Origin of the sequence: Candidatus Magnetaquicoccus inordinatus, assembly GCF_004217665.1 — a bacterium.
GTDB lineage: Bacteria > Pseudomonadota > Magnetococcia > Magnetococcales > Magnetaquicoccaceae > Magnetaquicoccus > Magnetaquicoccus inordinatus.
On sequence record NZ_RXIU01000075.1, the window covers coordinates 1 to 14,820 of the forward strand.

Below are 14,820 nucleotides of genomic sequence, written 5' to 3' on the forward strand. Positions count from 1 at the left end.
CCGCACAGATTTGTGCCCCGCAGGGGCACTCTTTGGGAGGGCGGACGCCCGACATGCACAGTTTCGCTTGTGGCAACAGTGAAGAAATTGGCAAATGCGCTTGCCCTGCTATGAATGGGTAATAAAGTTCCAAAATGGTCCAAAAGATGGTACAATGGTTCCCATGAAAGGACAGATGACTATGCCGATCAAGGTAAAAATTTCTGATGAACTGGTGGCTGAAGCAAAACGCTATGGCCAGGTCTACCATCGCTCGTTGCCTAAACAGATCGAATACTGGTCGCGCATCGGTAAAACCGCTGAGGAAAATCCTGACCTCACCTATGCCATGATCCAGAAAATTCTTCTGGCCAAGGAAGAAACCGATCTTGAAGAGTATACATTTGGCTGATGGCAATTCTGCAAACTCGTATTTTCAAGGCCGACGCCAAGCGGCTGCATCCAAACCAGAAGAGTCTCCTTGACGAGGCCGTCAAGCTGATTGCTCTTAATCCTGAAATCGGTGAAGGGAAGGTTGGTGATTTGGCTGGTGTGCGGGTTCACAAATTCAAAATGATCAACCAGGAAGTTCTGCTTGCCTATCAATGGATGGAAACAGAAAACCAACTGATTTTATTGGCACTGGGCCATCATGAAAATTTTTATCGGGATTTGAAACGGCAGCGACATTCCTAATTGGCTGGATTCCGCAAGCAGAGCTGTTGCCACAGCCAACCCATTTGTTGAGCACTATCGTGGATCCGAATCGAGTGCCAAATCCAAACGATCCGCGCAATTCTACTCATCGGCCAGCAACTGATCTTTCTTTTGGCATTAAACCCCAGTACGACAAAAAGCAAGTCGGGATAGGGCCTATGACCTGCTTGTCGCACCTGTAAAATCTTATCTGTTAGAAAACGAATTGCACCAAAAAGGTGCTAGGCGCAGCGCCTGCCCTGACTCTGCGCCAGAATCTGTTTGATCTCTCCCTGACAGGAGCCACAAAAGCTGCCAGCCTTCAGGGTGGCGCCAATCTGGGCGACGCTCAAAGAGGGATCACTGGCTACTGCCTTGCGGATCTGCTCTTCTGTCACTCCGCTGCAGGCACAGATGGTGCGACTCTCTGCTACCAAAACGGCAGATCCGCCGGAAAAAAGCGCCAAACGCTGCTGCGCGCTAAGCTCACGCTCGGCAAACAAGGCACTGCATCGTTGCGGATCCGGCAGCGTTTCGCCAATATGCAGAGTGGCCAATAATGCCCCCTCCTGCAGGAGAGCACAGCCATAATGTTGGCGGCCACTATCCACAAAGTCGATCCAGGAGCTCTCTTGCTCCTTGCACAACGGTTGCAGCCAGTGACGACTCTGCTCCGACCAGGACGCCAACGGCTCAAGACCAATCAACCCATACATCCATAGAGAGCCTTCCAGAGCCTGTCGTGACCAGTAAAATGGACCATTGTGCCACTGCAACGGTTGCCGAGTCAGCAACATTCCCTGCCAATACTCCGTTACCGGTGTCACCTCGGCATAGGCAAATTTGAAACCCGGTTGACCTGAAACCGGATCATGCCAGGAGGAGAGCAAATGATTGCATTTTCCTTGACTGGCAAAGCTGTGGGACCAGTGCATGGGCAAAAACAGATGGCCTCTGCGCTGCCCTTCGCTGATTCTGGCTTTGGCAAGCATGCTGCCCTGTTGGTTGGCAACCCGCAGCAACTGCCCGGAGTGAATTGCCAACTGGCTGGCATCTTGTGGATGAATCTCGACAAAGGGTGCTGAACTGTGTTTGCTCAGGCGTGGCGATACCCCGGTACGGGTAAGAGTGTGCCAATGGTCGCGCACCCGACCGGTGTTGAGCAGAAAGGGATATTTGCCATCGGCTTGCGGTGAACGGGGGCGCGGTGCCACCGCCCACAGACGGGCGCGACCTTCGGGCAGTGGCCAGCGCGGCAGAGAGTGGTGCGGATGCAGACTCTCGTTGGCAGGCCACGTGCACGGGCTCATCTGGGCATACTCCTCCTCGGCAAGATCGGCCAGTGCCGTAAGATCGAGCAGGCGTTGCCCGTGATTTTCCAAAGCGGTCAATTGCGCATATTCGCGAAAGATCTCTGCCGGTCCTGTATAGCAAAAAGAGTCGGCAAAGCCCATGCGCTGGGCCACCTCTTGAATGATTTGCCAATCTGCTCTGGCATCTCCATAGGGCGGTAGAAAGGCGCGTTGTCGGGAGATACAGCGCTCCGAGTTGCTGACAGTGCCCTCTTTTTCGCCCCAGGTTTGGGCAGGCAGTTGAATATGGGCAAAACGGCTGCTGTCGGTATGGGCAACCGGATCACTGATCACCACCAGCGGACAGCGTTGCAACCCCTTTTGCGCCAGCTCCGGGTTGGGCAAACTGACCAAAGGGTTGGTGCCCATGATCCAAATGGCCTTGATCACGCCATCGGCAAGATCCTGAAACAGATCTACCGCTTTGCGTCCTGGTGCTTTGGGTAACCGTGTGGTCTGCCAATATTCGGCCAGCAGACGGCGATCTTCGCTGCGTTCGATCTCCAAATGGGCGGTCAGATGGGTTGCCAAGGCGCCCACCTCTCGTCCTCCCATGGCATTGGGTTGTCCTGTCAAGGAAAAGGGGCCCATGCCGGGTTGACCCAAGCGTCCCGTGGCCAGATGCACATTGATAATGGCTGACACCTGGTCGCTGCCCTGTTCCGACTGATTGATCCCTTGCGAAAACAGGGTCACCGTGCGCGGGGTGGCGCGAAACAGTGCATAAAAGGCGGCAATACTCTCCTCGGACAAACCACACTGCTCTGCCACTTGTGCCAGAGTTCCGGCATGGGCGGCAGCCAAAGCAAAGGCTTCTGGATCGACCGCCACATGCTGTTGCAGATACTCCTGATTGAGTGCCTGATGACGCTGCAGATCGTGCAACAGACCCAGCCAGAGAGAGAGATCACTGCCTGCCCGCAGCGGCAGATGCAGATCGGCCTCCTCTGCGGTAGCGGTGCGTCGGGGATCGATCACCACCAGCCGTTTATGCGCTCCCTTCTGCCGGGCCATGCGGATCCGACGCAGCAAGACCGGATGACACCAGGCGGTATTGCTGCCGACAATCACCGTTAAATCTGCCTCTTCCAGGTCGCGATAGGAGCAGGGGACAAAATCGGCACCAAAGGCCCGTTTATGTCCCACCACCGCCGATGCCATACACAACCGGGAGTTGCTGTCGATATTGGCCGAGCCTAAAAATCCTTTGAGCAGTTTGTTGGCCAGATAATAATCTTCGGTCAACAACTGCCCGGAGACATAAAAGGCGACCGCCTCTGCGCCATATTTTTGCACCGTGCTCAGAAAGCCATCGGCTACCTGCTGCAGTGCCTCCTCCCAACTGCTTTGCCGACCATGGATCAACGGCTGTTTAAGCCGTCCATCCATGCTCAGGGTCTCGGCCAAGGCCATCCCTTTGCCACACAACAAACCATGGTTGGCGGGATGATCAGGATCACCACGCAAAGAGGCAATTCCCCCCTGCCCATCCGGGGTGACCAGCAAACCACAGCCCGTGCCACAATAGGGGCAGGTGGTGCGCACGGGTGAGATCTTAACCATCGTTGGAGGAAAGCTGCAGATAGAGACCATTTTCGTCACTGCGCACGGCAAAGGGACGGGTGCAGCCATGATCTGCTCCCAAAGCTTCACCGCTGGCCAGATCGATGGTCCAGCCATGCAGGGGACAGGTCACCTTGTCGCCATGGACAATCCCTGAGGAGAGCGGACCTTGCCGGTGTGGGCAACGATCGGCCAAAGCATAAATCTGCTCGCTGTGGCTGCGAAAAACCGCAATATTGCCCAACTCTCCCACCGCGACAATCCGTGCGCCCTGCAGGGGAATATCCTCCACTTTGCCAATATAGTGCCATCCGTTCATGCCACATTCTCCAAGCTGCGAAAAGGAATTGAGGTCAAGGGGAGAAAATCCTGGGTTCCGAGCTTGCCTTGTGCCCGTGTGCTCCAGGGATCGTCGAGGCACTGGTGTGCCTGGATAAACTCGGCACACAATTGCTGCCGATAGTCGGGTTGCTCGACCAGTTGCTGCTGCAACCAGCGAATGCCGACCCGTTCCACCCAGGGTGCTGTCCGTTCCAGATAGAGCGCCTCCCGGCGGTAGAGCTGCAAAAAGGCCGCAGAATATTGCAACACCTCTTCCATGCTCTCCACCCGGCACAACAGATCGGTCACCCGCACCTTGATGCCACCATTGCCCCCGACATGCAGCTCCCAACCCGCTTCCACCGCCACAACTCCAAAATCCTTGATGGTGGCTTCAGCACAGTTGCGCGGACAGCCAGAGACTGCCAATTTATATTTGTGGGCAGTCCAACTGTTCCAGAGCTGCTTTTCCAACAACACTCCCATCTGTTCCGAATCCTGGACCCCAAAGCGACACCAACGACTGCCCACACAGGTTTTGACCGTGCGCACCGCCTTGCCATAGGCATGGCCGGAGACCAGCTCCTGTTCGCCCAAGGCGGCCCAAATGGCAGGCAGTTGCTCTTTTTTTACCCCCAGCAGAGTGATGCGCTGGCCACCGGTGAGCTTGATTTCAGGTACCGAAAAGCGTTCGGCAATCTCGGCAATGGCACGCAGTTGGGCAGGGGTGGTGGTGCCTCCCCAGAGTCGTGGCACCACCGAATAGCTGCCATCGCGCTGAATGTTGGCATGCAGACGTTCGTTGACAAAACGATCGGCGGGATTTTCCTGGATGGTCGCCGGATAGAAGACAGTGATATAATAGTTCAATGCCTGGCGACAACTGGGACAACCATCGGGGCTGCTCCAAGCCAACTGCTGCATGGCCTGGACCACCGAGGTGAGCTGCTGATCACGGACCGCCAGCCGTACCTGGTCGCTGGTCAACGGGGTACAGCGGCATAACGACTTGCTTTGTGCCGGGATATAGTCACCGCCCAAGGTGTGAGCCAGAATCTCTTCCACCAGACCGGTGCAGGAGCCACAGGAGGCCGAGGCTTTGGTATGGGCCCGCACCTCTTCCAGGGTAGTCAACTCCTTTTTGATGATGGCCTCTTCGATGGTGCCTTTGCAGACGCCGTTGCAGCCGCATACCTGATGCGTGGCAGGCAGATCGGCTACCTTGGTCGCGCCATGGCCGGCATCGCCCAGATGATGGCGTCCAAATAAAATTTGCTGGCGAAAGGGGGTGATCTCCTTTTGTTCACGCAACAGCTCCATATACCAGGAGCCATCCACGGTATCGCCCAAAAGCACCACTCCCTGCACGATATTGTTTTTGATCACCAATTTTTTATAGATGCGTCGGCTGGGATCCTGATAGAGGATGGTGTCACAGGCGGCATCACCCAAAAAATCGCCCGCAGAAAAAAGATCAATCCCGGTCACCTTCAGTCGGGTAGAGAGGGTGGAGCCTGTATATCCCGAATGGTCGGTTGCACCGGCCAAACGACGGGCAATGGTTTTACCCTGCTCGAAGAGTGGCGCCACCAGACCATAGACCATGCCGCGATGTTGCGCACATTCGCCCACCGCCAGGATATGGGGATCGGAGGTCTGCATCTGATCATCGACCACAATACCCCGTTCGCAATGCAATCCAGCCGCTTTGCCCAGATCGATATTGGCGCGCACACCCACCGCCATCACCACCAGATCGGCAGGCAACTCGCTGCCATCCTGAAAACGAACGCCGCTGACCTGGCTTTCGCCGAGAATGGCTGCCGTTTGTGCAGGCATATAAAACTGCATCCCCCGCTCTTCCAGAGCGCTTTTCAAAAGAGCCGCCGCCGCCGCATCAAGCTGCCGCTCCATCAAAATATCCAACAGATGCACCACGGTCACCTGCATGCCCTGTTTGAGCAGACCCATGGCGGCCTCCAGACCCAGCAATCCCCCACCGATCACCACAGCCCGTTTGCCCTCTTTGGCAAGCTCCAACATCGTATCCACATCTTTCATATCACGAAAGGTGACCACGCCGGGCAGTTGCTGGCCAGGCAGCGGAATGATGATGGGGTGAGAGCCGGTGGCCAGCAGCAGGGTATCATAGGTGTGGCTTTGTCCTCGGCTGTCGGTGACTGATTTGTTTTCTCGATCTATGGAGAGGATCGGATTATCCACATGCAGAGTGATGCCTTGTGTCGCATACCACTCCAAAGGATGGGTAATAATATCGGCTTTATTTTTTTCTCCGGCCAAAAGCGGGGAGAGCAGAATCCGATTATAGCTGCCGTAGGGTTCGGCCCCAAAGATGGTGATGTGGAAGCTGTTGGGTGCCAAGGCCAACAGCTCTTCTACGGTGCGTATACCCGCCATGCCGTTGCCAACGACCAACAAATGTTTGGGTGGCGAGGTGGTCATCATTGATCTCCCTATCGTTAGAGCAAAAAAAAACCCGAACCGGCATCCCTGGTTGTTTGATCAACCGAGGAGCTGTTCGGGCTGCGTTACCCATGGTCCTGCTGTGGACCGCACACACCACTGCTACAGCGATGTGCTTGTGGAAGGATTCAGCAATTTGCGGACCAACCATAAACAGCCCTTTTGGGCTCTTTTTGGGAAGATTGCTGATTAATATTTAGGCAAACACAGGCGCTTTGCACAAAACCTCTGCGCAAAAGTCGTCGCCAACTGCACAAAAATAAGGCATGCAGAGGTGATTTGCTGCGAATAAAGGGGTGAAAAGGGCAAAAACAGGCTGGCACGGATTTTGATGCAGTGCAAAGTAACGGTGCCAACGTCGGCCTCCGTTACCAGGCTTCTCCTCAGTAGAGCAGAGGAAGAGCCTTCCAGGCAACGTCGCCTTCTCTTTCCGGCATCGGATCCCGATGCGGTATAGCGAAGCGACGTTTTTTTTTGCATAACGGTTTTTCGTTCACTCAAGGAGTCACAGATGAACAACGGCGGCGCTTCTTCCCACAAAACTCTCTCTTGCAGCAGGCGGAAAATGTTGTCTCTGATGGGGGCAACCGCTTTGTGGGCCAGCGGCATACTGGAGTTACCACTGGTGCAAGCCGCCGAACAGCCTTTGGAAAAAGATCAATTAAAGCTGGGTTTTATCAAGTTGACCGACATGGTGCCGCTGGCTGTGGCTGTGGAGAAGGGCTTTTTTGAAGAGGAGGGGTTGATGGTGACCCTGGAGCCGCAAGCCAACTGGAAGGTGCTTTTGGATCGGGTGATAGCCGGTGAGTTGGATGGAGCCCATATGTTGGCAGGGCAGCCATTGGGTGCAACCATTGGTTTTGGTACCCAGTCGGAGATTATCACTGCCTTTTCCATGGATCTTAACGGCAACGCCATCACCGTCAGCAACGAGGTCTGGCAGCAGATGAAAGCCCATATTGGCAAACAGGCCGATGGCAAACCACAACATCCGATCAAGGCCGAAGCTTTGAAACCGGTGGTGGAAAAGCTGCGGGAGGCAGGGAAAAATTTTAACTTTGGCATGGTTTTCCCGGTCTCCACCCACAACTATGAGCTGCGCTATTGGCTGGCTGCTGGTGGGATCCATCCTGGATTTTATTCTGCTTCTGACATCACCGGGCAAATCATGGCGGATGTGCTCTTGTCGGTGACCCCACCGCCACAGATGCCGGCCACTTTGGAGTCGGGGACCATTCAGGGCTATTGCGTGGGTGAACCCTGGAACCAGCAGGCGGTTTTCAAAGGGGTAGGGGTGCCGGTGATCACCGATTATGAGATATGGAAAAATAATCCAGAAAAGGTGTTTGGGGTAACCAAAGCCTGGGCAGAAAAGCATCCGCGCACCCATTTGGCTCTGCTCAAAGGGTTGATTCGTGCCGCCCGTTGGTTGGATGAAAACAACAATGCCAATCGCCTGGAGGCGGTAAAAATGCTCTCCAAGGCAGAGTTTGTGGGTGCCGATGCCAAGGTGATTGCCAACTCGATGACTGGCACCTTTGAGTATGAAAAGGGGGATAAGCGCAGTGCCGAAGATTTTAATGTCTTTTTTCGCCACCATGCCACCTATCCTTTCTATTCGGATGCCATTTGGTATTTAACGCAGATGCGCCGTTGGGGACAGATCACCGAACATAAACCCGATTCCTGGTATATCGACACTGCGCGCAAGGTCTATCGTCCCGATCTCTATCTGCAAGCGGCAAAGATGCTGGTGGATGAGGGCAAGGCCAAAAAAGAGGAGTTTCTCTGGGAGAGCAATGGTTTTCGGGCTGTGCAAAGCGATTTTATCGACGGTATGCCCTTTGATGCCCGTAGTCCCAACGGTTATCTGGAGCAGTTTGCCATCGGTCTGAAGGGCAAACAAAAAGTGGTTTCCGGAAAAGTGGAAGGCTAACCTGGAAAGGAAAAGAGAGATGGACAAGGTGATCAGTGCAGCGCTCCCAGCCGCAACAGAGGCGGAGGGCCGCAAACAGCCCACTGCCAAACCACCCTTGCAGTGGAGTCGCCCTATCGAACGCATGGCCCCAACCTGCAACCTCTTGGGAATCGGTTGGTTGATTCCATTGTTACACATCTGCACCGGTGCGGGCAGTCGCAGTCAATGGTTGGAGCTCTGGCGGTTGTTGTTGGTGCCGTTGTTGGCCATTCTGCTTTTTTTGGGGATGTGGGCGGGCATGGCCAGCAAAGTCAAAACCTCTTTGGGGGAGATCCCTGGACCGTTGATGGTCGCCGAGCAGTTTCAACTGCTTTTGGAAGAGCATCGCACGGAGCGGCGCAAGGAGCAAGCCTACTATGATCGGCAGTGGGAGCAGCATCAGCGGCAGGTCGCCAAAGGGAGTACCGCCCGTTTTGAGCGCCGTGCCTATGCGGGCAAACCCACCTATTTGGACCAGATAGTGACCAGTTTGAAGACGGTCTTTACTGGTTTTCTGCTTGGTTCGTTGATTGCAATTCCTTTAGGGGTTCTCTGTGGTCTGTCGCGCACTGTTCAGGCAGCTCTCAACCCTTTGATCCAGATCTTCAAGCCGGTTTCACCATTGGCATGGTTGCCGTTGGTGACCATGGTGGTCAGTGCTGTTTATGTGAGTGATAATCCAATGTTTGAGAAGGCTTTTCTCAATTCGGCAATAACGGTCACTCTCTGTTCGCTGTGGCCCACCTTGATTAATACTGCGGTTGGCGTCTCCTCCATCGACCGAGATTTAACCAATGTCAGTCGGGTATTGCGTCTTTCCTGGTCGGTGCGGGTGCGTCGTTTGGTGTTGCCTTCTGCTCTGCCCTACATTTTTACCGGACTGCGTTTGACTTTGGGCGTGGGCTGGATGGTGTTGATTGCTGCAGAGATGTTGGCGCAAAATCCTGGTCTCGGTAAATTTGTTTGGGATGAGTTTCAGAACGGCTCTTCGCAATCTTTGGCCAAAATCATGGCGGCGGTTTTGACCATTGGCTTGATTGGTTTTTTGCTGGATCGGATCATGCAGACTTTGCAGAGTTTGTTTACCCGTGGACGCAGTTTGTAGACAAAACATGACCACACTATGGCAGATGCGCGAGACAAGACATTCTGATGGACTAAGGAGCAAACAATGGCCCTTTTACAGTTGCAACAGGTCAGCAAATCCTATGGCGAAGGAGCTGCCCGTACCCAGGTGCTCAACAATATCAATCTGACCATCGCAGAAGGAGAACTGGTGGCAATTGTCGGCTTTTCAGGAGCCGGGAAAACCACATTGGTCTCCCTGATGGCCGGCCTGATTCTACCAGACCAAGGCACCATTCGTCTGCGTGGCCAACCACTGCAAGGTCCAGGGCCAGATCGTGGCGTAGTCTTTCAAAGCTATTCACTGCTGCCATGGATGAGCGTGCGCGAAAATATCGCTCTGGCAGTGGAGGCAGTGCATCGGCAAAAATCACGCAGCGAACAGGCTGCAATTGTGCAACACTATATGAGCATGGTCTCTTTGGCCCATGCGGCAGAACGCCGTCCCGCCGAACTCTCTGGTGGCATGCGCCAACGGGTGGCTGTGGCGCGAGCTCTGGCAATGCAGCCCGAAATCCTTCTGCTCGATGAACCTTTATCAGCACTTGATGCCCTGACCAGAGCCCGTCTGCAGGATGAAATTGCCGCCATCCATGCCCAGGAGGGCAAAACCGTGCTGTTGATTACCAATGATGTCGATGAGGCGCTGCTGCTGGCCGATCGCATCATTCCACTGACCCCTGGACCAGGCGCAACCCTGGGCCCGGAATTTGTGGTCACACTCTCCCGACCACGCGACCGTCACACCATCCACCATGAAGAGCAGTTCAAAACCCTGCGTCGCGACATTACGAACTGGATGCTTGAAGCCGGGCGTGCCCTGGAAAAAGAGCGCAACCACGCTCTGCAACTGCCCGCCTTGCAACCACGCATGCCCGGCGCAGATCGCCCCCCCAAAGCCTATCGCCAGGCCGCCGTCAGCAGCAATGAAACACGCTATCTGGAGTTTTCCCAGGTGGTAAAAAGCTTTCCCACCCCGAAAGGAGAGCTGACCGTGGTTGATGGTTTTGATATGATAGTGCGCAAAGGGGAGTTTATCAGCCTGATTGGCCACTCCGGTTGTGGCAAATCAACCGTGTTGGCCATGGCAGCAGGGTTGCAGGATGTCACCCTGGGAGGTATCGTCCTGGATGGGCGCGAGGTGTACAGCGCCGGTCCCGATCGGGCGGTGGTCTTTCAATCGCCCAGCCTTTTTCCCTGGCTGACCGCTCGGCAAAATGTTCTTCTGGGCGTGGAAAGGGTCTATCCCCATGCCACTCGTGCCGAACGGCGCGATGTGGTGGAATATTATCTGTCGCGGGTTGGCCTGGGCGATGCCATGGATAAATCGGCTGCCGAACTCTCCAATGGCATGAAACAACGGGTGGGTATTGCCCGAGCCTTTGCCTTGTCACCAAAATTGCTGTTATTGGATGAACCTTTTGGTATGCTCGACAGTCTGACCCGCTGGAGTCTGCAAGAGGTGTTGATGGAGGTGTGGAGTCGTTCACAGGTGACCACCTTGTGCGTCACCCATGATGTGGATGAGGCCATTCTGTTGGCCGACCGGGTGGTAATGATGAGCAACGGTCCGCATGCCCGGATTGGCCGCATCCTCGAAGTGGATCTGCCCCGGCCACGCAGCCGCGCTCAGTTGCTCACCCATCCAGACTATTATCACTATCGCGAGAAGCTGCTATCGTTTCTGGATGAGTATGAACATGGCCACAAAGGCAAACAGGAAGCCGCCTGAAGAGCAAAACGAAGCGGCCCAGGATCTGACCATTTTGGTAATCGATACCGATGCGGAACGGGCCGCCATTCTGGAACAGGGTCTGGTGGAGGCGGGCTATCCACGAGTGATGACCATTCGTTCGTTCAGCCGCCTGGCCAGTCGTATCGCCTTGTTGCAACCGGATCTGATCTTGATCGACCTTGGCAATCCCGATCGTGATACCTTGGAGGGGTTGTATCAAGTCACGCAAAGCCTGCAACGCCCCATCGTGGTTTTTGTCGATCAATCGGATCGAAACATGATCGAACGAGCCATCGAGGCAGGTGTCTCTTCCTATGTTGTCGATGGCTTGCGCAAAGAGCGGGTGCGCCCCATCGTCGAAATGGCCATCGCCCGCTTTAACAGCTTTGAAAAACTGCGCCGACAACGGGATGAAGCCATACTGGCTCTGGAAGATCGCAAACTGATTGAACGGGCCAAAGGTTTGTTGATGAAACAGCGCAACCTCACCGAGGAGCAAGCCTATCATGCCATGCGCAAAGCAGCGATGCGCGAAAATCGCAAGTTGGCGGAGATAGCCCGCATCTTGTTGACCGCCTTGCAACTGGATAGTTAGCGGAGCAGAGCCATGAAACGGAGAAGAGCAGGACAGTTGCCGGTAGTGCGAGCCGGATTCATCCCTCTGGTGGATTGTGCCATTCTGGTGGTGGCCAAAGAGCTGGGCTTTGCCGCCCAACAAGGCATCGATTTACAACTCTCACGCGAAGGAGCCTGGGCGGCCATTCGCGACAAGGTGGCCCATGGCGTGCTGGATTGTGCGCACATGTTGGCGGGAATGCCCTTGGCCATGCAGTTGGGTGTGCAGGGCAGCAGTATGACCATGGTGGCACCGATGGCCTTGGGACAAGGGGGAAGCGCCATCACCTTGGCCCCCTGGCTGGTGGCTGAAATGGAACGGTTGGATGCCGAGGCCATGCAGGGTCCGCGTGCAGGGCGCAATCGTGCTCTGGCGCAGGTGATTGCTGCCCGTCGTCAACAAGGAGAGCCACAGTTGCGCCTGGCCTCGGTGCACCCCTTTTCTACCCATCATTATGCCTTGCGCCACTGGCTGGCCGAAGCAGGAGTGGATCCCGATCGGGATGTCGATCTGCTGGTGGTGCCACCGCCGCGCATGGTGGAAAGTTTGGCACGTGCCGAGATTGCTGGCTGTTGTGTGGGCGAACCCTGGAATCAATGGGCGGTACGGTGTGGTGTAGGGGAGTTGGTCGTCACCCGCCAAGAGATCTGTCCCTGTGGTCCGGAAAAGGTTTTGGGGATGCGTGCCGATTGGTTCGCCCAAGCGGGAGAGCTGGTGCAACAGTTGGCTGCAGCCTTGGTCGAAGCGGCGCAGTGGGCCGATCAGGAGGCCAATCGACAGCAACTGTTGCAGTTGCTCAGTCAGGAGAGCTATCTGGATACCGATGCAGAGATAATCGCCCCGGTATTGCAGGGAGAGCCGTTTTTACAGGGAAACGTCACGGCGCATATTGCCGATTATCAGATCTTTTATCGCCAGCAGGCGCTATTGCCTACCCTCAAGCAAGGACAATGGCTCTTGCAGCAGATGCGCCGCTGGGGGCAGCTCAACGCTGCCCCCAGCGAAGCGCTTGTGCAGGGCGAGGAAAAATACAGCAAGAATGACCACGAACTGTTGCAAGCCATCTATCTAACCGACTATTTGCCGCAACTGTGGCTGGTGTGAAAGCCAACTGAGGCGCACTCTTCCCACTCACCACCACCAAACCGGATAGCGTCTGCCTGGTGCCAGATTATTGACCAGCAAGGCAATCAGCAGCAGGCAGAAAGCCCCCACACCCACCGGAGCAAGGACATAGAGAAAACCCAACTGATGCAGGGCATCGGAGCCAATGACGGCAATCAGCGCAGTGGCCCCACCTGGGGGGTGCAGGGTGCGGGTGACGTGCATGGCCACGATAGCCAAGGAGACAGCATAGGCGGCAGCCAGCCAGGGAACCGTACCAAGCCATTGAAACATGATCACCCCGATCAAGGCGGAGAGCAGATGGCCACCAATCAGGTTGCGTGGTTGGGCAAAGGGGGTGCTGGGTGCGCCATAGAGAAGAACTGCCGAAGCGCCGAAGGAGCCAATCAACAGAGCCTGATCAATGGGAGCAAAAAAATGGGAGTCGAGATAGCCAACCAGGGCGATTCCGGCAAAGGCGCCCACCCAGGACCAGAGCATCTCGTGCAGATTGGCGCGTGGGGGAGCGGTGCCGCCACCACGCATTTTATGCAGCAGCAGGCGCAGGCGCAGCAATAAACGCCACCATTTGCGGGGAGCAGGCGCCTCCTCAATGCCTCGTTGCAGCGGCATTGCGAGCGAAGAGGTAATGGTTTGGCTGTCAGAGAGGTTCATCAAGTTGCTCCTGTTCCGGGTGATTAGTGGCCGAAAAGCGCCTGGTCATAAACCACAGCAGAGCCAGACCGGGCAGGGCGGCCACTGTGGTCAGCAGGAAAAAGAGAGTCCAGCTCATATGATCGGCCAGAGTGCCGCCCATGGAGGCGAGCAGAGTACGACCAAAGGCCATAAAAGAGCTGAGCAGGGCATATTGGGTAGCGGTATAGGCGATATTGCACAAAGAGGAGAGATAGGCCACAAAAGCAGAAGTTCCCATGCCACCGCTTAAATTTTCGATAGCGATGGTAGCAGTGAGCATGGGCAGGCTGTGTCCGCTTTCTGCCAGAAGGACAAACATCAGGTTGGAGAGCATTTGCAGGATGCCGCAATAGAGCAGGGATTGCATAATGCCGAGGCGGCTGACCATGACCCCGCCGACCACACTACCGAGCAAGGTGGCGACCAGCCCAAAAAGCTTGCTGATGGTAGCGATTTCAATTTTGCTGAACTCCAGCTCCAGATAGAAAGGGTTGCTCATGATTCCGGCCAGGGAGTCGCCCAATTTATAGAAGAGGATAAATAACAGGACAATAACCCATCCCTCCCGGCGGGTAAAATCGCTGAAGGGAGCGATGACCGCCTTGGCGATCCATTGCATAGTCAAACCCATACGACCTGGAAAGTGGCAGCAGGGGAGAAACCATTGCGGGATGGGCGGGGGATTATGGTCGCTGGCGCCGGGATGGTGTTGCAGTTGCGGTTCCGGGTTGAGGAGGATGGCAACCATACCGACCACCAGCAGCAGAGCCATCAAGCAATAGGTCACCATCCAGCCATAATAGGTGGCGAGGAAGAGGGCCCCGGCGCCGGAAGCGAGCATCCCGAAGCGATAGCCGAGGACATAGATGGCGGCCCCGGCGCCATATTGGCGCTCTTCGAGAATTTCCACGCGATAGGCATCGATGACAATATCCTGGCTAGCCGACCAGAAGGCGGCGCTCAAGGCGAGCATGGCGGTGGTAAAGGGGGCTTCGCCTGGGTTGCTGAGGCCAAGGAGGAGGATGGAGACCAGGAGAGCGATTTGGGTCAGCAGCGCCCAACTGCGGCGGCGACCTAATTGCCTGCTCAGCCAGGGGAGGGAGAGTTGATCGATGAGAGGTGACCAGAGAAACTTGAAGGTATAGGGGATTCCGGTGAGGGCGAAGAGGCCGATGGAGGTTTTGCTGATACC

12 protein-coding genes are annotated in these 14,820 nt (G+C 55.6%); 7 read left to right on the plus strand and 5 right to left on the minus strand.

The genetic code is table 11. The features are described 5' to 3' along the window. The first annotated feature begins 154 nt into the window (after nt 1-154). Both EJP87_RS07360 and EJP87_RS07365 read left to right on the plus strand, forming a co-directional pair. On the plus strand, nt 155-391 hold the full coding sequence (locus EJP87_RS07360; RefSeq protein ID WP_227657512.1) for a ParD-like family protein: 237 nt from the start codon (nt 155-157) through the stop codon (nt 389-391). Next, nucleotides 391-675: a type II toxin-antitoxin system RelE/ParE family toxin gene (locus EJP87_RS07365; RefSeq protein ID WP_130471218.1), complete on the plus strand. Its 285-nt coding sequence runs from the start codon at nt 391-393 to the stop codon at nt 673-675. Before EJP87_RS07360 ends, EJP87_RS07365 begins: the two co-directional genes overlap by 1 nt. Before the next feature lie 242 nt (nt 676-917). Here the strand turns inward: EJP87_RS07365 and EJP87_RS07370 are convergent, their stop codons facing one another. The 3 genes from EJP87_RS07370 to nirB are packed head-to-tail and all read right to left on the minus strand — an operon-like array spanning nt 918 to nt 6,377. Further along, the gene (locus tag EJP87_RS07370; RefSeq protein ID WP_130471219.1) at nt 918-3,590 is read right to left on the minus strand and encodes a nitrate reductase; all 2,673 of its coding nucleotides are present in this window, start codon (nt 3,588-3,590) and stop codon (nt 918-920) included. Further along, nucleotides 3,583-3,909 (minus strand): nitrite reductase small subunit NirD, encoded by a 327-nt coding sequence (gene nirD, locus EJP87_RS07375; protein WP_130471220.1) that lies wholly within the window; start codon nt 3,907-3,909, stop codon nt 3,583-3,585. The genes EJP87_RS07370 and nirD overlap by 8 nt, the downstream gene beginning before the upstream one ends. Further along, entirely contained in the window at nt 3,906-6,377 is a 2,472-nt protein-coding gene (gene nirB, locus EJP87_RS07380) for a nitrite reductase large subunit NirB (protein ID WP_130471221.1), read from the minus strand. The genes nirD and nirB overlap by 4 nt, the downstream gene beginning before the upstream one ends. A 529-nt stretch (nt 6,378-6,906) precedes the next feature. On the opposite strand from nirB, the gene EJP87_RS07385 reads away from it, so the two are divergent. The 5 genes from EJP87_RS07385 (at nt 6,907) to EJP87_RS07405 (ending at nt 12,932) form a co-directional block, all read left to right on the plus strand. After that, on the plus strand, nt 6,907-8,331 hold the full coding sequence (locus tag EJP87_RS07385; RefSeq protein ID WP_193771219.1) for a CmpA/NrtA family ABC transporter substrate-binding protein: 1,425 nt from the start codon (nt 6,907-6,909) through the stop codon (nt 8,329-8,331). Between the two features lie 124 nt (nt 8,332-8,455). Further along, nucleotides 8,456-9,457, plus strand: coding sequence for an ABC transporter permease (locus EJP87_RS07390; protein WP_130471228.1), 1,002 nt, complete (start codon nt 8,456-8,458; stop codon nt 9,455-9,457). Nucleotides 9,458-9,523: 66 nt separating this feature from the next. Continuing rightward, complete coding sequence (locus EJP87_RS07395; protein WP_130471222.1) at nt 9,524-11,209, plus strand: ABC transporter ATP-binding protein; 1,686 nt, start codon at nt 9,524-9,526, stop codon at nt 11,207-11,209. Continuing rightward, nucleotides 11,178-11,807, plus strand: a complete 630-nt coding sequence (locus EJP87_RS07400) for an ANTAR domain-containing response regulator (RefSeq protein ID WP_130471223.1) — start codon at nt 11,178-11,180, stop codon at nt 11,805-11,807. The genes EJP87_RS07395 and EJP87_RS07400 overlap by 32 nt, the downstream gene beginning before the upstream one ends. A 12-nt stretch (nt 11,808-11,819) precedes the next feature. Continuing rightward, complete coding sequence (locus EJP87_RS07405) at nt 11,820-12,932, plus strand: CmpA/NrtA family ABC transporter substrate-binding protein (RefSeq protein ID WP_130471224.1); 1,113 nt, start codon at nt 11,820-11,822, stop codon at nt 12,930-12,932. Nucleotides 12,933-12,959: 27 nt separating this feature from the next. On the opposite strand, the gene EJP87_RS07410 is transcribed toward EJP87_RS07405, so the two are convergent. Continuing rightward, nucleotides 12,960-13,478 (minus strand): HPP family protein, encoded by a 519-nt coding sequence (locus EJP87_RS07410; protein WP_420886849.1) that lies wholly within the window; start codon nt 13,476-13,478, stop codon nt 12,960-12,962. A gap of 115 nt (nt 13,479-13,593) precedes the next feature. Next, nucleotides 13,594-14,820: AmpG family muropeptide MFS transporter (locus EJP87_RS07415; RefSeq protein WP_130471225.1), on the minus strand; the 1,227-nt coding region annotated here is incomplete at its 5' end.